We start from the raw sequence: 16944 nt of genomic DNA, 5'->3' as shown, positions 1-16944 counted from the left end.
CGAGGAGGCGTGAGGATGGCGAGGCTCGTGTTCGAGATGTCCCAGTCGCTCGACGGCTACGTCGACGGGCCCAGCGGCAGGCTCGAGCTCCCCGTGCCGGACCCGGAGCTCTTCTACAGCTTCGTGGAGATGACCAGGGGGCTGTCAGGCACCATCTACGGCACCACGATGTACGGGATCATGCGCTACTGGGACGAGGAACGGCCCGAGTGGGACGAGCCGGAGCGCGAGTTCGCCGCCGCCTGGCAGGCGATGCCGAAGTGGGTGGTGTCGCGTTCGCTGCGCGAGGTCGGGCCCAACGCCACCCTCGTGAAGGAGGACCTGGGCGCGTTCGCCAGACGGCTCAAGGACGAGCGCGAGGGCGAGATCGGCGTGGCCGGGCCCACGATCGCCGGCAGCCTCACCGCCCTCGGGCTCATCGACGAGTACCGCCTCTACCTCAGGCCGTACGTGCTCGGCGCCGGCAAGCCGTTCTTCGTCGGCGGACGACCGCCGCTGCGCCTCGTCGACGTCGCGAGGGTGGGCCCCGAGACGGTGAAGCTCTCCTACGTCAGCGAGTAGCGGAGGGCGGCCCCTCGAGCACCGTCGGGACGTACTCGAGGAGCTGCAGCCTGCCGTCGAAGAGGCGGCTGTCGACCAGCTCGAGCGCGACGTCAGGGTAGTCGTCGAACACCCGCCGCTGTCCCGTCTTCCCCGTGATGACCGGGAACACGACCAGCCGCAGGCGGTCGACGAGGCCGGCGGAGAGCAGCGAGCGGGCCATGGTCACGCTGCCGAGGGTCCGCAGCGGCAGTTCGCTCTCGCGCTTCAGCTCCGCGACCGCCTCGACGGCGTCGCGCCTCTCCAGCCTGGCCTTGGGCCACACCAGCGGCTCGTCGAGGGTCGCCGAGAACACGACCATCGGCATCTGGGCGAGCGTGGCCAGGCTGGCCTCCTCGTCCGGGCCGACGGCTAGCTCCCCGGCCTGGGCCTTGACGGCCATGCCGGACATGAGCCGGTAGGTCTTCGCGCCCATCAGCGTCACGTAGTCGGTGGGCGGCTGCTGCTCCAGCCAAGCCAGGTACTCGGGCCCCTGTAGTCCCCAGAACCCGGGCCAGCCCTCCGACTCGCCGTGGCCGTCGAGCGACACGATGAAGTCGATCATCAGCTCCTGCATGAGCCAGTCTCCTTCCGGCCGGGGCGAGCCGCCCCGGAGGCAGCAAGCGGAGGCGAGGACAGGCCACGGCTGGTCGCGCGCGCCAGCGCTCGCACCATGCAAGCAAGCGCGGGGATGGGTGTCAATGAGGCTCCTGCTGGCCTCCGCCCGGCGTCACGGACGAGGAGCGCGGCGCCGACGAGACCCTCGGGGCCGTGGACGGCGAGGTCGAGGCCGTGTCGGAGAGGCGCAGGGAGCTGCTGGGCGGGTAGCGGGGCGCGTGGCACGGAGGCTGGTGCTGGAAGAAGGTGACGCCGCTGCTGCGGGCCGCCGGCCACGAGGTGTTCACCCCCACGCTTACCGGCCTGGGGGAGCGCTCGCACCTGCTGGGCCCGGACATAGACCTCGATACCCACGTCCGGGACGTCGCCGCGGTGCTGGAGTACGAGGACCTCCACGACGTCGTGCTGGTCGGCCACAGCTCCGGCGGCATGGTGATCGCCGGGACGACCGCCGTGGCTGCCGAACGCATCGGACAGCTGGTGTACCTCGACGCCTTCCTGCCGGAGGACGGGAAGGCCCTGCGCGACTACGCTCCCGTGCCGCCGGCGCGGCCGGACACGACGCGATGATCACGCGGCCGGAAGAGCTTGCCGAGGTCCTGTTGGGGCTCGTCTAGTCGCAGCTCGCGTCCCGTGCCGCCGTGGCGGCCGAGGCCCGCCGCACCCGTACGTTGGCGGCCTTCTCCGGCCCCAGACCCCCGCGGCCGGACGAGGTCGGGTCCGGGGTCCGGCTCGTCGTGGCGACGGCCAGGAGGGTCGACGCCCTCCTCGGCTAGCCCCGGGACCCCCGGGAGGCGCAGGCCAGCGTAGTCGCGCGACTTGACACGGCCGCCGCCGCACAGGTGTAAGCTCTCGCTCCATGTCGACCGGCCCCTCCGCTGGGGGGCTGGGGCGGCACTCGCGACGGGGCGGCTCGCGAGGTTCCCAGGAAGACGAGGTCAACAGATGTCAGACGTGGCCGCCACGGTCCCCAACTCCCCACGACACGAGTCCCAACGGCGGGTAGACCCGCGCGACTGGCGCACGATCATGGTCCTCCTGGTCGCCGCGTTCGTCGTCATCCTCAACGAGACGATCATGAACGTCGCCCTGCCACGGCTGATGGTCGAGCTCGACGTGAGCGCGACCACCGTGCAGTGGCTCTCGACGGCGTTCCTCCTGACGATGGCCGTCGTGATCCCCATGACGGGGTTCGTCCTCCAGCGCCTCACGACCAGGTCCGTGTTCGCGCTGGCGCTGGGCCTGTTCAGCCTGGGGACGCTCGTCGCCGGCCTGGCGCCCAGCTTCGTGCCGCTGCTGGTCGGCCGCGTCGTGCAGGCCACCGGCACCGCCGTCATGATGCCGCTCCTCATGACCACGATCCTGCGGCTGGTGCCGCCCGAGATCCGCGGCAGGGTGATCGGCACCGTGAGCATCGTCATCTCCGTCGCCCCCGCGCTGGGGCCCACGGTGTCCGGCATCATCCTCGAGGCGCTGTCGTGGCGGTTCATGTTCCTGCTGGTGCTGCCCGTCGCGCTCGCGGCCCTGGCGGTGGGCTCGAGGCTGCTCGAGCGGGGCGGCGAGGTGACGCCCGGCTCGATCGACCCGCTCTCCGTCGTGCTGTCGGCCATCGGCTTCGGCGGCTTCGTCTACGGCGTGAGCGTGGCGGGAGACGGGTCCGGCGCGCTCGGCCGGCCCGAGGTCACCGTCCCCATCGTCGTCGGCGGGCTGAGCCTCGTAGCCTTCGTCCTGCGCCAGCTCCGCCTGCAGCGGACGGGCACGCCGCTCCTGGACCTGCGCGTCTTCGGCCACGGGATGTTCTCGCTCAGCGTCGGCCTCATGGTGATCACGATGATGGCGCTGTTCGGCTCGATGATCCTGCTGCCCATCTACCTGCAGAACGTGCGCGGGTTCGGCTCCCTCGCGACCGGACTGTTCCTGCTCCCGGGCGGGGCGATCATGGGCCTGGCCGCGCCGTTCGTCGGCCGCCTGTTCGACCGCTACGGTCCCGTGCCCATCACGACCATCGGCGGCGGGCTGATCGCGGCCATGCTGTGGCGCCTCAGCACCATCGGCCCCGAGACGGCCGTGCCGCTGCTGCTCGCCTACCACCTGCTGCTGGCCTCGGGCATGGCGCTGCTGTTCACGCCCCTGATGACGACGGGGATGAACCCGCTGCCGCCGCGCCTCTACTCGCACGGCAGCGCGATGATGAGCACCCTCCAGCAGGTGGGCGGTGCGATGGGCGTCGCGCTGCTGGTGACCGTCATGTCGAGCCGCGCCGCCGCGCTCGCCGGGGAGGTGTCGCCGCAGCTCGCCCAGGCCGCCGGCCTGCGCACTGCCTTCGCCGTGGGGGCGGTGTTCGCGCTCGTCGCCGGCGCCCTGACGCCGTTCCTCAGGCGCGTGGCGCCTGACCAGAGCGAGGCGCCCGGCCGGAGCGAGGCCGAGGCTGCCGCCGAGGGAGCGGCGGTCGTCGAGCTCGCCGAGGAAGAGATGGTCCCCGCGCACTGAGAGCTGGCCGCCCTCTGCCTCGCCGTCGCCGTTCTGCTGGGCACCGGCCCCGTCCTCGGCGGCCGCGTTCGTCTCCAGCCTCGCCTTGCTCGCCGTCACCGTCACTCTCGCTTTCCGCCGCTTCGGCGTGCGCACCGGCGGTTGAGCGACCGCGAGGCGGGTCCGCAGGTCCCCCGCCCACACCGACGGACCGGGCCGGGCGCGAAGCTGGCGCCGCCAAGGCCTCACCCCGCCATGATGGTCTCCGGACCATGGCCGACCAGGGCTGGACCCCCAAGGCCGGCGCCCGCGCCCTCGTGGCCGAGCTGGGGGAGGACGCCGCCATCTCCTGCCTCACCAGGCTGCTCGCGGGAGAGGTCAGGCCGCTCGAGCTGCGCGCCGAGCCCTGGCCGCGCCTGCTCGCGCACATCGGTCGCGGGCACGCGGCACGGCTCGACCTCGAAGACCCCGCGCTGGCCTACTGGCCCCGCACGTGGGCGGCGCGGGCGCTCGCCTACGTGGGCGACGAGAGCGTCGGCCCCTGGCTCGTGCGCGCGCTCGCCGACGACCACTGGCGGGTGAGGATGACGGCGGTCCGCACCATCGGGCGCCTGCGCATCGCCGGCCTCGAGTCGGAGATCGCGCCGCTGCTGGAGGACCCGCATCGGCGCGTCCGGGAGGCGGCCGAGCTGGCGCTGGTGCGCACGACGCGCGACACGCGTCGCGCCAGGCCCGCGGACGCGACCGGTTAGACTCCAGAGCCGTCGTAGCGCCTTCCCTCCTGTCGGGCGTGATCGGCACGCCAGGGTCGGTGGCGCGGAGGGGTCACATGGCGATCGTCTTCCTCATGCTCGGCGGTGCGCTCGGCACCTTGTCCCGCTACCTCGTGACCGCCGCGTCGCAGGCCGTGACGCCCGGCTCGTTCCCGCTCGGCACCGTCGTCGTGAACGTGGTCGGTTGCTACCTGATAGGCCTGCTCTCCGGCCTCCGCCAGCTCAGCTTCCTTCCGCCCGCCTGGTATCTCGCCCTCGGCACGGGATTCCTCGGCGCCTTCACCACGTTCAGCAGCTTCGCGCTCGACGCCCACACGCTCGGCCGGGAGGGCGCCTGGAGCCGCGCCACGCTCTACGTCCTCGCCAACCTCGTCCTCGGCTACCTGGCCCTGGTCATGGGCCGGGCGACGGCGCTGCGCTTCGGCCCCTCACCGTTTCAGCCCGAGCCATAGCGGGCTGAAAGACAGGCGGGCGTCTGCCCGCGAGGTCCGCGTCGCGTTGGCCTCCGGCATGACGCGAAGCGAGCACGAGCACGCCGTCCGCCCGGAGCTCCACGTCTCCCAGCGCTACCTGCCCTACCTGCCCGCGGGCTGCCGCGGCTGCTGGAGGAGGGGCTCGAGCTGCCCGCCGTGGTGGTGTCGCCGCAGTGCCCAGCCGGCCACGACTGGTCGCCGCAGCTCCCGGCGGTGAAGGCGCTCGTCGAGAAGGTCGCCTCCGAGCACCGCGTGGACCGCGACCGCCTCGTCGCCACCGGCATCAGCCTCGGCGGTGACGGTGCTCTCGGCGCGGTAGGTGCCGTCAGCGCGTGGGGCCTCGGCGCGCTTCCGGCCCCCTGCGCCCCGGGTGCATTCGGCACGGTGGGCGCTCTCGATACTGGGCCCTACCTCCGCAGGTAGCCCCGAGCTCTGGGTCGGACCAGGCGGCCTCGCCTGCCGGGCCGTCCTCCTACCGTGACGGGCGGCGCAAATGTATGATCCGCTTACACAACATCGATCGGGGAGATCGCTCACAGGAGGAACGCTTGAGACACCCCCTCCGCCTGTTCGCGACGATCGCCTTGTGCGCCTCGGCCCTGAACGTGGCCGCGGCGCAGGGCGCCGCCGCCTTCGGTGTCGGCCTCGACCCTCTCGACCTGACGGCCGACCTCAACGTCACGCTCCCCCTGTTCGAGGCCGGGGCGGCGCGACACGCCGTGCGGGCCGACCTCACCTACTCCTTCACCGGCCTCCCCGGTCTCAGCGCCACCTACGTCCTCAGCGACCCCGGTGCCGCGGACATCCGCACGTACGTCGGCGCCGGGGCCGGGGTGGCGTTCCTCACCAGCCCCGGCCTCTCGGCGGTCCTGTCCGCGCACGCGCTCGCGGGCGCGAACGTCCACCTCACCGGGCCCCTGGGTGCCTACGGCGAGGTGGTCGTGGCGGGCAACGCCCTCGCCACCGGCCTCCGCCTCGCGCTCGGCCTCAGCTACGAGCCGGGAGGGTGGCGGTGAGGAGCGGGACACGCCTGGCGGCCGTGGCCCTGGCAGGCTTGGCCTTGGCGGCTTGTGGAGGTTCCGGCGGCTCACCGCTGGGGGAAGCCAGCGTCTCGAACGTCACGCCGGCAGCGGTCTCCCGCGAGGGCGCCCACATCACCATCACCGGCGCCAACCTCTTCCAACCCGTAACGAGCGTCGGCTTCCCCGCGGAACTCAGCGCCACCCTCTGCGGCGCCCAGCTCGAGGACCTGCAGGTCCAGGGCGAGCTGAAGACCATCTCCCTGCCGCCCGCCGGCCGCGTCACCGTCCGCGAAGGCGACACCGTCACCGGCACGCTCGAGGGCCACCAGCAGAGCGGACCCGGTGACCTGACCCTGCGGCTACCGGACGGCCGGGTCGTGACGAAGGAAGGCGTCGTCACCTGCTACGACCCCGCCCCCGCGGTAGCGGGCTTCGCGCTCGACACCGAGAGCGTGAGGGCCGGCAAGCCGGTCACCTTCACGTGGCAGGCGCAGAGCCCCGAGGGGCTCGACCTGACGTGCAGCCTGGACCCGGGAGACGGCGGCGACCCGGTGACGCCGGGGGACTGCCGGAACGGGCACGTGGCCCACACCTACTTGAGCGAGGGCGACGTCAGCGCCGCGCTCACGGTCAGGGACAGCGAAGGCCGGGAGTCCAAGACCGAGCTCGCCTTCCACGTGGGGTACGTGCCGCCGCAGGCCAGCCCCGATACGGCCAGCGTGAACATAGCTGACCTGCCGCTGGTGATCAGCGTCGCCGACCTCCTCGCCAACGACGTCGGAGAAGGGCTCACCGTGACGGCCGTCGGGCCGACCGGCCGCGTCACCCTCAGCGGCGACACCGTCACCTACGACCCTGGCACCGCCTACGACCACCTCGGCAGCGCCGACAGCGCCACCGACACCTTCACCTACACGGTCCGGGACGCCGTGGGGACCACCGTCGACGGCGAGGTCACGGTGACCATCACCGGCCAGGACCGCGTCCTGGGCCTCAGCCTCTCCGTTCCCGACGGCTTGGGCGACCTCTGCCCCGGCATGAGCTTCGACCTCGACGCCGACGTCGACGTCGCCGGAACGCTCAGCAAGGCGGTGACCTGGGAGAGCAGCGACGAGGACGTCGCCGTCGTCGACGCGGACGGGCGGGTGGAGACGCGCGAGGACGGCACGGTGACCATCACCGCCAGGAGCGTCGCCGACCCGAGCTCCGCCGCGAGCCTCCAACTGACCGTGGACCCAGCTCTGTCGCTCCAGATCGACCTGCGCCTCTCGGGCGTCACAGGCACCACGTTCCAACTCCCCATCTACGCTGATGGCCAGTTCACGGTCCACTGGGGCGACGGCACGAGCGAGACCGTCGACGACCCCGCCGGGCCCAAGCACGCCTACGCCGACGCCGACGCCTACGTCGTCAACGTCACAGGCGCTCCGACGGGCGCAGCGCGGCTGGGAACCGGGGACTGGCTCGCACCCTACGAGAACGCCGCGGCCATCGAAGCCCTCGTCTCCTGGGGCGACATGCCGCTAACCAGCCTCTCCTTCGCCTTCCACGGAGCCGCCAACCTGACGAGCGTTCCGGACCACATCCGCGCGACAGTCACGGACCTCTCGGGCATGTTCTACGGCGCAACGCGGTTCAACCAGGACATCAGCGGTTGGGACACCGGTCAGGTGACCGACATGTCGTTCATGTTCCACACTGCGAGCGCGTTCGACCAGCCCATCGGGACCTGGGACACCGGCCAAGTGACGAGCATGAGGTACATGTTCGTGCAATCCCTCGCCTTCAACCAGGACCTGCGGGGTTGGGTCACCTCCAACGTGAGAGACATGACGGGCATGTTCTTGAGCGCCGCCTCGTTCGATGGCGACATCACGAAGTGGGACACGAGTCATGTGGAGAACATGTCCAGCATGTTCAGTGGCGCTTGGGCCTTCAACCAGGACATCAGCGCTTGGGAGACCGGCAACGTGAAGGACATGAGCTACATGTTCTACCGGGCTGCGGCCTTCAACCAGAACATCGGCGCGTGGAACACCAGCCAGGTAGAACACATGCATCACATGTTCACCGAGGCCGCGGCCTTCGACCAGAACATCGGCGCGTGGAACACCAGCAACGTCGACGACATGAACTCCATGTTCGAAGGAGCGTTCATCTTCAACCAAGACATCAGCGGGTGGAACACCAGAGAAGTCGACCGTATGGACCTCATGTTCCGCGACGCCAGATCCTTCGACCAAGACCTCAGCGGTTGGTGTGTGGAGCAGATCGTAGTACCTCCCTTCGATTTCGATGAAGGGGCCACCAACTGGAGCCTCCCGAGACCGCGTTGGGGTGACAGCGCACCCTGCGCCGACGAGAAAGGGAGCGGTCAGTGACGTGAGGCTCCGCCTTCGTGCCCTGGCAGTTCGCTCCACCCGCCGAGGCGCGAGTGACTGAACCGCCCGATCTGGCCGACGGTGAGGGCCTGTCGCCGCTCGCAGCCGCCGACGTTCCGGGGTCCGGGACGGACGCGGCTGCGGGCGCGCTGCGCGCCGGCACTCGCACCGGCTTCGGGGTCCTTCGCGCGTGGTGCATGATGAGCACCGGTGTTCGACCAGTGGGACGACCTGCTGCTCAGCGGGGCCTTCGCGCCGCGCGAGGTCCTGCTGCGCGGCCTCTCGCTCGAGCAGCTGAGCGCGCGTCCCTGCGGCGCTAGGCACTCCATCTACCAGGAGCTGTGGCACGTCGCGGAGGTGCTCAGGCGCTCGCTCGACCACGGCCGCGTCGCGCTCGAGTCGTGGCCGCTCGCCGAGCACTTCCCGGCGTCGCCCTCGCCCGCCGACGAGGACGAGTGGCGTGAGCTCGTGACGTCGTTCCTCGCTGCGTCGCGGCGCGCCGTGAGCCTGTCGCACGAGCAGGGATGGCTGGAGACGCACGAGCCCGGCTACGAGGAGCTCGACCTGAGGTGGCGCGACGGGCTCGAGTTCCTGGCGGTGCACACCGCCTACCACCTCGGCCGGGTCGTGCTGCTCAGGCAGCTCTTGGGCGCCTGGCCGCCGCCCCGGGACTGAAGCGGCTCTCCCGGCAAGCGCCCGGGCGAGAGCTGCGTCACCCTCCAGAGGCCAGGCCACCGAGCAACTCCGCCCGGCTGGCCGCGCTCGAGGCCGCGCTCGCCAGCCCCGACACACCGTTCCAGGGCGCGATCCTGGCCGTCCGGCGCGGCGACGGGAACGCCTAGGCCGGCGCCGCCGGCGTGGCCGACCTGGAGACGGGCGCGGCCGTCACAGCGGACATGCGCTTCCGCGCCGGGAGCATCGGCAAGACGCTGGTGGCGACCGTCGTGCTGCAGCTCGCCGCCGCTACGGCCGGCGGCGGGAGGGCCCTTGGCGTCGCGACCGAGCTAGGGCAGTGACACGGTCCCGTCCACGCCCCGCGGACCGCGCGACTCGAACGCCACCTCCGGGTACGGTGACGGACGGTCGAGCAGCGGCGCGGGCAGCCCCTTCAGGTGCCTGTCGAAGAACGCCACGGTGTAGGCCTTGACGATGTCGTGCGCCTCGCCCACGTCGATAGGGCCGAGGAGGCCCAGCGCCCGCAGCGGCACGCCGAGGAGCAGCGGCGCGTCGGTGAGGTTGAGGTGGTACGTGCCGCGCACCTGCACCCAGTAGCCGCCGCCTCGTACGCCCTCGAACAGCGCGCGCATCGTGCCCTGGTGCTGGGCGATGTCTTCCGGCGACCAGCCGGCGCGGCGCATCGTCTCGGCGTCGCTGATGAGCAGCAGGGTCGGCTGGTCCAGGCCGTCAGCGACGACGTCGGCGGGCACCGGGGCCTCCATCAGCAGGCAGGCGCGGAAGCGCGGGTCGAGGCGGCAGGCCTCCGGCGCGACTACCCCGCCCATGGAGATGCCGATCACGCCGACGTGCCCCAGGTCGAGCCTGCCCGCGAGGAGCGGGTCCGACCCGTCGAGGGCGGCGACGCGGTCGAGCGCGAACTCGACGTCCTGCGCCAGGTAGGGGACGATGCCGCCCGCGAGAGCCCGGCCGTGCAGCGTCGGCGGGTCCTCGACCGGGCCCAGGCTCGGTGCGACGAGCGGCCAGATCTCGTCCTTCGGCAGCCCCACCACCCGCCGTCCGTCGGGCAGCGCCACTGACGCCGCGACGTGCGGCTGGTCGATGCCCACGACGACGTAGCCGTGCGAGACCAGCTCCTCGACCTGGTACGTGTTCATCTGCCGGAAGGCGGACAGTCCCTCGACGAAGACCACGACCGGGAAACCGCCCCCGGCTCGCGCGGCCGGCGCCCCCGCCACGGCGTTGGTCGTGACCGACGTGAACTCTCCCGAGAGGAACCCGGGCACGCGGACGTGGAGCAGCCACGCGATCCAGGTGGTGAGGGCGCCGGCGTCCTGCATGTAAGGGGCGCGCGGCGCGGACGGGTCGTCCACGGCCGGGTACCAGACCTGCACGACGAGCTCGCGGCGGTCGTCAGGGTCGGCGGTGAACACGTCCTCGCGCCCCTCGTCGACCCAGTGGTAGGTGAGCGTGCCGATGGCGTGCGGCCCGCTCGGCCGCGGGAAGACGAACACGGGGAGGATCGCCGGCAGCGCCACGGCCAGGACCAGCGCCAGCGCGCCGAGGGCAGCGGCCGCGTAGGCGACCGCCCGCAGCACGGGCGGTCCCGCCGGCGCCGGGCGCCGCAGCCGCCACGCCAGGAGGAGCGCCGCGGTCAGCGCGTACGCCGGCACCATCTGCCAGCGGTAGCCTTCGAGCAGCACCTGCGCCGCGGCGACAAGCGCCGCGGCCCCCGCCAGGTAGCCCGCCAGGCCCAGCGCGCGGAGCCAGGGCACGACGAGGGCCACGAACGTCAGCAGGTTGGCCAGCAGCAGCAGGGCCTCGATGGGTCTCATCTGTTACCTCCGGACGCCGCCGTCGGGACGCGGCGGCGCGCTTGCCCGGACCGCTTCGCGCCGTCAGACCGCCGCGCCCGTCTCGGCGGCGTAGGCGATGGCCCGCTCGAGCGACATCTCGCCGCCTGCGGCGAAGGCGGCGTCCCAGGCCGCGGCGTCCACGTCCGAGCGCGCGGCCGCCAGCAGCTCCTCGGACGTGGTGCGGAACGCCTGCCACATCGCCGCCCTGAGCTCCCGGCGGAGGTTGTCCACGGCGCCGAAGACCCGCGCCGCCCGCAGGCGTGCCTCCATCCGCTTCTCCGGAGGCAGCTCCTGGGCGCGGAGCGTGGCGATGCCGGCCATGCCCGTGAGGTAGAGCAGCGCCAGCGTGGGGTTGTGGTACTCGCGGCCGAGCGCGAGGGTCTCCTCGAACAGCGCTTGGGCGCGCCGATGCTCCCCCAGCCGCAGCAGCGCGAACGCCAGGCTGGAGACGCCCCAGGCCAGGGCGTGGCGGTCGCCGACGCGGCGGAAGAGCTGGTTCGCCTCCTCGTACAGCGGCACGGCCGCCTCCGCCTGACCCAGCGCCAGGCGCAGGTCCGCCAGGCCATCGAGCGCCGAGGCCAGTAGCCAGGGGTCGTCGAGCTCGCGCGCCCGCACCAGGCTCTCCGCGTGCAGCGCCAGGGCGCGCCTGGGGTCGCCTCCTGTGCGCGTGGTGGTGCCGAGCCATACCAGGCTGAACGCGATGCCCCACGCGTGCCCGGCGGCGCGGTAGTGCTCCAGCCCCTCCGCGAAGCGGGCGTGAGCGTCGGCGGGGCGCCCCAGCGCGAGCTCCGTCAGGCCCAGGTGGGAGAGCGCGAAGCCGGACAACGCGTCGTCTCCCAGCTCGCGGCACATCGCGACGCTCTCCTCGAGGAGCCGCTCACCCTCGGCCGCGTCCCCCTGCCTCCATGCCAGGCTCCCGGCGAACGCCAGGGCGCGGGCCACCTCAGCGGTGCGCCCCAGGCCGGCGCGGTCCTCGAGCAGCAGCTGCAGCCAGCGACGGCCCTCGCTGAAGTGGCTCTGGATCAGCCAGAAGTAACCGAGGGCGCCCGCCAGCCGCAGCCCCAGCCTGCGGTCGGCGGCCAGGCTACAGGAGAGCGCGGCGCGCAGGTTGTCGTGCTCCTGGACGAGCCGCGCCAGCCAGGGCTCGCGGCCCGGGCGGAGCAGCTCGGCCTCCGCCCGCTCGGCCAGGGCCAGGAAGTACTCGGCGTGACGGCGGCGCACCTGCTCGGCCTCGCCGCTCTCGACGAGGAGCTCGTGGGCGTACTCCTGGACCGTCCTCAGCATGCCGAAGCGAGGCTCGCCGCCCGGCGGGTCCCAGCGGGTCAGCAGGCTCATGTCCTGCAGGGCCTGCAGCTCCTCGACCACCTCGATGCCAAGGTCGTCGTCGGCGTTCCCCACGGCCTCCGCCGCCTCGAGCGTCCAGCCGCCCGCGAACACCGCCATGCGGCGGAAGAACCTCTTCGCCTGGTCGTCGAGCAGGTCGTGGCTCCAGTCGAGCGCGCGGCGCAGCGAGCGTTGCCTGGCCGGCAGGTCGCGGGCTCCGGCCGTGGGGACGTCCGGTCGCGCACCCCGGTGGCTCGTGAGGCGTTCCAGCAGCGCCCGCGCCGAGAAGAGCCTGAGGCGCGCGGCGGTCAGCTCGATGGCCAGCGGCAGACCGTCGAGCTGACGGCAGACCTCGGCAACGACGGCGGCGTTCTCGGCCGTCAAGGCGAAGCCCGGGCTGACGGACCTGGCCCGCTCGAGGAACAGCTCCACGGCAGGGGCGGACGCGACCCGTTCGGGGCTGGAGGTAGCCTGCGGCAGGGCCAGCGGCGCGACCTGGAACACGTGCTCGCCGCGCACCCGCAGGGGCGTGCGGCTGGTGACGAGCACCTTGAGCCGCGGGCAGCGCGAGAGCAGCGCCGTGACGGCGGTGGCCGCGTCGACGATCTGCTCGAAGTTGTCGAGCACGAGCAGGAGCTCCTCGTCGCGCAGGTGCTTGTGGAGGCGCTCCGCCAGCGGCTGGCTGCCCGTCGCCTCGCGCAGGTCCAGCGCCTGGGCGACCTCCGGGACGAGCAGGTCCGGGTCGCGGACGGACGCCAGCGAGACCCAGCAGGCGCCCGCCGCGAAGCGGCCGCGCAGGTCGATCCCGAGCTGCAGCGCCAGACGGGACTTGCCCGTCCCGGCGGGCCCGGTCAGCGTGACCAGCGCCGTGTCCTCCCGCAGTAGCAGCTCGCGGACCGCTCTGCGCTCCTCCTCGCGGTCGACGAGCGGCGCGAAGGGCCGCGGCAGGTTGTCGACGCGCGCCTCGGCCGCGGGCCTCGCCGCCTCGAAGCGCTCGCTGAGCAGCACGGCCAGGTCGTTCTCTAGGAGCTCCCGCAGGTCCTCGGGGCGCTCGAACGCCTTGTAGGAGACCTTGTCGTCGTCTCGGATCCGGGCGAAGAGCTCGGCGAGCCGCGGCTCGCGCTCGGGGGCGGGCCTCTTGACGTAGATGAGCTTGGGCCTGTCGCCCGAGAGGAGGTACTCGTCCTCCAGCCCCGAGACCTCCTCCCCCGGCGCGATCCAGCCGTAGCGCTGCCAGTAGATGCCCACGAAGACGTGGCTCTGCTCGAGGTACGCCCGGTAGAGCTCGCGCGGCGGGTGCGGCCTGGCGCCCAGCTCGAACATGACGGGCGTGAGGTTCAGGCGGGCGATGGCCGCCTTAGCCGCCTGTCGCTCGGCCGCCAGCTCCTCGAGGGTCGAGCTCACGAACACGCGCAGGCGCTGGTCCGGAGTGCGGATGACTCGCGGCGTTGGCTGGGTGCTCACCACTGACCTGCGTTGTCTAGGGCCTCACCGCGCGAGGCCCACGTATCCTGGGCGACTCACTGGGGCTCCTGGCCGGGTCGCGGAGGGCGCGCCGCGCGGCGGGAGGCGGCGCCGCTACTCGAACAGCGCGTTGGCCTCGCCGTAGCTGAGCGTCACGTCTCGCACCCAGGCCAGGTCGCCGCCCCTGAGCGCACGGGCGATGTCCCTCACGAGGCCCAGCGCCGCTCGCACGGGGGCCGAGCCCGTGCTCAGGCGGGCGACCCCCAGCTCCTGCAGCTCCCGCGGCGAGGGGCAGGCGGGCGAGGCGATCACGTTGAGCGGGCCGTCGATCTCCGCGACGAGGGTCGCGATCACGTCCGACCCGAACCCGCCGGGCACGAACACGCAGTCCGCGCCGGCCTCCAGGTACGCGTTGCCCCGCCGGACGGACTCCTCGAGCTGCGAGGCCTCGTCGCCCAGGCCGAGCCAGTAGCTGTCGGTGCGCGCGTTTATCACGAACGGCACTCCCGTCCGGGCCTTGAGCTCCCCGACGGCAGCGATGACCTCGACCTGCAGCGCCACGTCGGCGAGGGCGCCGTCGCGGCCGTCCTCGACGTTGACCCCCACGGCGCCCGCGGCGATCACGAGCTCCACGTTCGCCGCGACCTCCTCGGGGCTCGACCCGTACCCGGCCTCGACGTCGACGGTCAATGGCACCGTCAGCCGCCTGGCGATCGCCGCCTGCGCCGCCAGCAGCTCGTCGAACGAGAGCCGCTGGCCGTCCGGGTAGCCGAGGCTGTAGGCGATGCCGGCGCTGGTCGTGCCCACGGCGGGGAAACCCGCCCGCTCGAACATGACCGCGCTGCCGGCGTCCCACGCGTTGGGCAGCACCAGCAGCTCCGGCGCCCGGTGTAGGTCATGGAAGCGCTTGGCGAGGCGGACCTGGTCCAAGCCGGGGCTCCTCGCGGCCACCTTCTCGTCGCCTTCCACCGCGCCTAGCCCACCCACTGCACGAGCTGGTAGACGATGCCGTTCGGGTCCTTTACCTGGAAGTAGCGTTCGCCCCACGGCTCGGTCTCGATGGGCGTGACGACGGCGACCCCTGCGCTGCGCAGGCGCTCGTACTGCTCGTCTATGTCCTCCACGACGAAGACGACGAGCAGCCCGGTCCCGGCGCTGCCCGCGACCTCCCTCGGCCTGAACGTCTCCAGGCCGGTGCGCAGGAAGACCAGGTTGAAGCCCGCGTCATCCCTGGCCAGCGAGACGAAGCCGTCGGCCTCCATCTCCGTGGCGAACCCCAGGTGGTCGCGGGCGAACCGAGCCGAGCCCTCGACGTCAGCGACGTTGAGCGAGACCGCGGAACTCGTGATCTTCACGCCTCTTCCCTCCCTAGGGCAGCTTAGGCGACCTCGGTGTAAGCCCCGCCGGCGATAGCTATCGGCATCTCCCCCGCGCGCTGCTCGACGGAGAGTGCGGCGAGCACCGCGTCGGGCAGCAGGCCGCGGTAGGTCGTGCGCCAGGGGTCCACGTGGACCCGGCCGATCGCCAGGGCGTCCTCCGGCTTGGCCGCGCGGATCAGCAAGGGCTACCCCCGTGAGAACACAGGTTACCGGCGAAGCAGACCCAGCTTCAGCAGCCGCGACGTCCGGAGCGACGCAGCTACGGGGTCGACGCGCCCCCGCCAGAGTCAACCAGGTCCGGATGCGGCACCACGGCCACCAGCACCTCCTCGCCGTCGTCGGAGCCGGCCACCGCGACGAAACCGTCCATGGGGTCGAGGCTCGCGTACCCAAGGCCTTCGTTCGGCGCGCCGCGCGCGAAGATCGCCGACTGCCCGTAGAAGGCGATGTCCCAGAGCGGCCCTGTGAGCATCGGGTTGACGGCGTAGGCGAAGCGCCCGTCCACCGCGGTCTGCCGGTGGCTGCCGCGCAGCCAGTCGCCCTGCTGCCACTCGTCCCACGGGGCGGGGTTCGCCGACGGCTGCACCAGGACCTGGGCGCCCAGCTCGGTCAGGCGGTCGACGACCTCGGGGTCGAAGGCGTCCAGGCAGATGGCGATGCCGATGCGCCCGAGGGGCGTGTCGTACACCCGCAGGTCGTCCAGGGAACCCGGCTCGAGGCTCAGCGCCGCCTCGCGCTCGAGCTCGATGAGCTCCACCTTGTCCTGCTTGCCGATCACGCTCCCGTCTGGACCGAACAGGTACGCGGTGTTGTGGACGCGGTAGCGCAAGGGCCCGCGCTGCCACAGCACCTCGCCGTCCTCGATGCGGTAGGGCGGCAGCGGCACCGAGCCCGCCACCAGGTAGACGCCGTGGTCGCGAGCCGCGGCCGAGAACACCTCGAAGTACGTCTCGGCGATCTGCCGGTTCTTCCTCAGCAGCAGCGCGGGCACCCAGCTCGTCCGGCGGATGAGCCGCGTCCACAGCAGGGGCACGGTGCTCGCCCTGACGGCCGTCTCGATCGCGGTGGCGATGGAGTCGATGCCGGCTAGGCGCCGCTCCATGCCCTGCACCACGAGCATCAGCCCGACGTCCTCCGGGAACACCACGAGCGTCGGCAGCGCGGGGTCCGTGGCCGACGCCACGGCGTCCATCTCCGCACGGATCCTGCGCTCGAACGCCTCCCTGGTCCAGTAGTCGTCCAGCTCGAGGCGCATCTGCACCGCCACGAGCTGGATGTGGGTCGGCGGCTCGGAGCCGGCCTGGGCGCTCGCGAGACTGCTGCCGAGCGGCGAGAGGCACAGCAGGAGCACCGCGGAGCGCAGGGGTCCCAGGTGATGCGGTCGCCGGTTCGAGGCTCTGTTCAACGACCCATTCTTACGCCTTCGCCACCCGAGGTTCGCCGGTCCTCCTGCCTGACGCACGGCATCGCTCAACCGCACGGCAAGAAGCCGGGCAAGGGTTGGAGACTGCCCGGCAACAGGGCGAGCCGATCCCGACCCGAGGACTATCTGCTCGCGCAGACGTCGTCGAGCCAGAACTCTTGGCCACCCACCTGGACCATGTCGATCGCGCCGGTGAGCTCGAGCGTGCCCGAGACCCCGCCGGGAACGGGCGTCGTGGTGACCGTCACGGTCGCGCCACCGACGGTGGCCGGTGCCGCGGAGAGCTCGCCGGCGAACAAGGTACTGCCGTTGACGGCGAGGTTCTCGAAGCCGCCCAGGTCCAGGAAGTCCAATGTGACCTTGGCGGGCTCGAACTGCAGCTGGGTGAAGTCGAAAGCGAGGTTGATGTTGTTGGTCCCCATGTCCTGATCCGTACCCATCGCCGTATCGATCGTCGCCACGTTGAACGTGCCTCCCCCTCCTACGAAGACGAAGTCGACGACCGCTAC

Annotated in this window: 16 protein-coding genes and 1 pseudogene; 9 read left to right on the top strand and 8 right to left on the bottom strand. The window is 72.1% G+C overall.

The features are described from left to right. On the top strand, positions 1-561 hold a 561-nt coding region (locus tag VF202_13575), incomplete at its 5' end, for a dihydrofolate reductase family protein (GenBank protein ID HEX7041142.1). On the opposite strand, the gene VF202_13570 is transcribed toward VF202_13575, so the two are convergent. Continuing rightward, positions 551-1156, bottom strand: a complete 606-nt coding sequence (locus VF202_13570) for a dihydrofolate reductase family protein (GenBank protein ID HEX7041141.1) — start codon at positions 1154-1156, stop codon at positions 551-553. The two genes, VF202_13575 and VF202_13570, sit on opposite strands and share 11 nt — an antisense overlap. 266 nt (positions 1157-1422) lie before the next feature. On the opposite strand from VF202_13570, the pseudogene VF202_13565 reads away from it, so the two are divergent. The 8 genes and pseudogenes from VF202_13565 (at position 1423) to VF202_13530 (ending at position 9331) form a co-directional block, all read left to right on the top strand. Then, positions 1423-1767: pseudogene (locus tag VF202_13565) on the top strand (alpha/beta fold hydrolase). A 375-nt stretch (positions 1768-2142) separates the two neighbouring features. Continuing rightward, positions 2143-3687 carry a DHA2 family efflux MFS transporter permease subunit gene (locus VF202_13560; protein ID HEX7041140.1) on the top strand — a complete coding sequence of 515 codons (1545 nt, stop codon included), beginning with the start codon at positions 2143-2145 and terminating at the stop codon, positions 3685-3687. Positions 3688-3938: 251 nt separating this feature from the next. Continuing rightward, positions 3939-4418: a HEAT repeat domain-containing protein gene (locus VF202_13555; protein ID HEX7041139.1), complete on the top strand. Its 480-nt coding sequence runs from the start codon at positions 3939-3941 to the stop codon at positions 4416-4418. A 77-nt stretch (positions 4419-4495) separates the two neighbouring features. Beyond that, positions 4496-4891 carry a fluoride efflux transporter CrcB gene (gene crcB / locus VF202_13550; GenBank protein ID HEX7041138.1) on the top strand — a complete coding sequence of 132 codons (396 nt, stop codon included), beginning with the start codon at positions 4496-4498 and terminating at the stop codon, positions 4889-4891. Between the two features lie 569 nt (positions 4892-5460). Continuing rightward, positions 5461-5928: a hypothetical protein gene (locus tag VF202_13545; GenBank protein HEX7041137.1), complete on the top strand. Its 468-nt coding sequence runs from the start codon at positions 5461-5463 to the stop codon at positions 5926-5928. After that, on the top strand, positions 5925-8315 hold the full coding sequence (locus VF202_13540) for a BspA family leucine-rich repeat surface protein (GenBank protein HEX7041136.1): 2391 nt from the start codon (positions 5925-5927) through the stop codon (positions 8313-8315). The genes VF202_13545 and VF202_13540 overlap by 4 nt, the downstream gene beginning before the upstream one ends. A gap of 210 nt (positions 8316-8525) precedes the next feature. Beyond that, positions 8526-8990 carry a DinB family protein gene (locus VF202_13535; protein HEX7041135.1) on the top strand — a complete coding sequence of 155 codons (465 nt, stop codon included), beginning with the start codon at positions 8526-8528 and terminating at the stop codon, positions 8988-8990. A gap of 182 nt (positions 8991-9172) precedes the next feature. Continuing rightward, positions 9173-9331 (top strand): serine hydrolase, encoded by a 159-nt coding sequence (locus VF202_13530; protein HEX7041134.1) that lies wholly within the window; start codon positions 9173-9175, stop codon positions 9329-9331. Here the strand turns inward: VF202_13530 and VF202_13525 are convergent. The 7 genes from VF202_13525 to VF202_13495 all read right to left on the bottom strand — a co-directional run. Further along, positions 9320-10825, bottom strand: coding sequence for a hypothetical protein (locus VF202_13525; protein HEX7041133.1), 1506 nt, complete (start codon positions 10823-10825; stop codon positions 9320-9322). The genes VF202_13530 and VF202_13525 overlap by 12 nt on opposite strands. 63 nt (positions 10826-10888) lie before the next feature. Then, positions 10889-13633, bottom strand: a complete 2745-nt coding sequence (locus VF202_13520; GenBank protein HEX7041132.1) for a tetratricopeptide repeat protein — start codon at positions 13631-13633, stop codon at positions 10889-10891. A gap of 114 nt (positions 13634-13747) precedes the next feature. Further along, positions 13748-14563 carry an isocitrate lyase/phosphoenolpyruvate mutase family protein gene (locus VF202_13515; GenBank protein HEX7041131.1) on the bottom strand — a complete coding sequence of 272 codons (816 nt, stop codon included), beginning with the start codon at positions 14561-14563 and terminating at the stop codon, positions 13748-13750. 44 nt (positions 14564-14607) lie between these two features. Beyond that, the gene (locus tag VF202_13510) at positions 14608-14988 is read right to left on the bottom strand and encodes a VOC family protein (protein ID HEX7041130.1); all 381 of its coding nucleotides are present in this window, start codon (positions 14986-14988) and stop codon (positions 14608-14610) included. A gap of 23 nt (positions 14989-15011) precedes the next feature. Then, positions 15012-15194, bottom strand: a complete 183-nt coding sequence (locus VF202_13505) for a hypothetical protein (protein HEX7041129.1) — start codon at positions 15192-15194, stop codon at positions 15012-15014. Between the two features lie 77 nt (positions 15195-15271). After that, entirely contained in the window at positions 15272-16417 is a 1146-nt protein-coding gene (locus tag VF202_13500) for a nitrilase-related carbon-nitrogen hydrolase (protein HEX7041128.1), read from the bottom strand. A 140-nt stretch (positions 16418-16557) separates the two neighbouring features. Beyond that, a partial coding sequence (locus VF202_13495; protein HEX7041127.1) for a hypothetical protein occupies positions 16558-16944 on the bottom strand: 387 nt, incomplete at its 5' end.

Source organism: Trueperaceae bacterium, from assembly GCA_036381035.1.
Lineage (GTDB): Bacteria > Deinococcota > Deinococci > Deinococcales > Trueperaceae > DASRWD01.
This window is presented reverse-complemented; position numbering and strand designations above follow the sequence as displayed.

What these genes read in the sequence shown, in the direction of transcription:
- VF202_13570 (HEX7041141.1), bottom strand. Translation starts at nt 1,156, where the DNA reads ATGCAGGAGCTGATGATCGACTTCATCGTGTCGCTCGACGGCCACGGC.
- VF202_13560 (HEX7041140.1), top strand. Translation starts at nt 2,143, where the DNA reads ATGTCAGACGTGGCCGCCACGGTCCCCAACTCCCCACGACACGAGTCC.
- VF202_13555 (HEX7041139.1), top strand. Translation starts at nt 3,939, where the DNA reads ATGGCCGACCAGGGCTGGACCCCCAAGGCCGGCGCCCGCGCCCTCGTG.
- crcB (HEX7041138.1), top strand. Translation starts at nt 4,496, where the DNA reads ATGGCGATCGTCTTCCTCATGCTCGGCGGTGCGCTCGGCACCTTGTCC.
- VF202_13525 (HEX7041133.1), bottom strand. Translation starts at nt 10,825, where the DNA reads ATGAGACCCATCGAGGCCCTGCTGCTGCTGGCCAACCTGCTGACGTTC.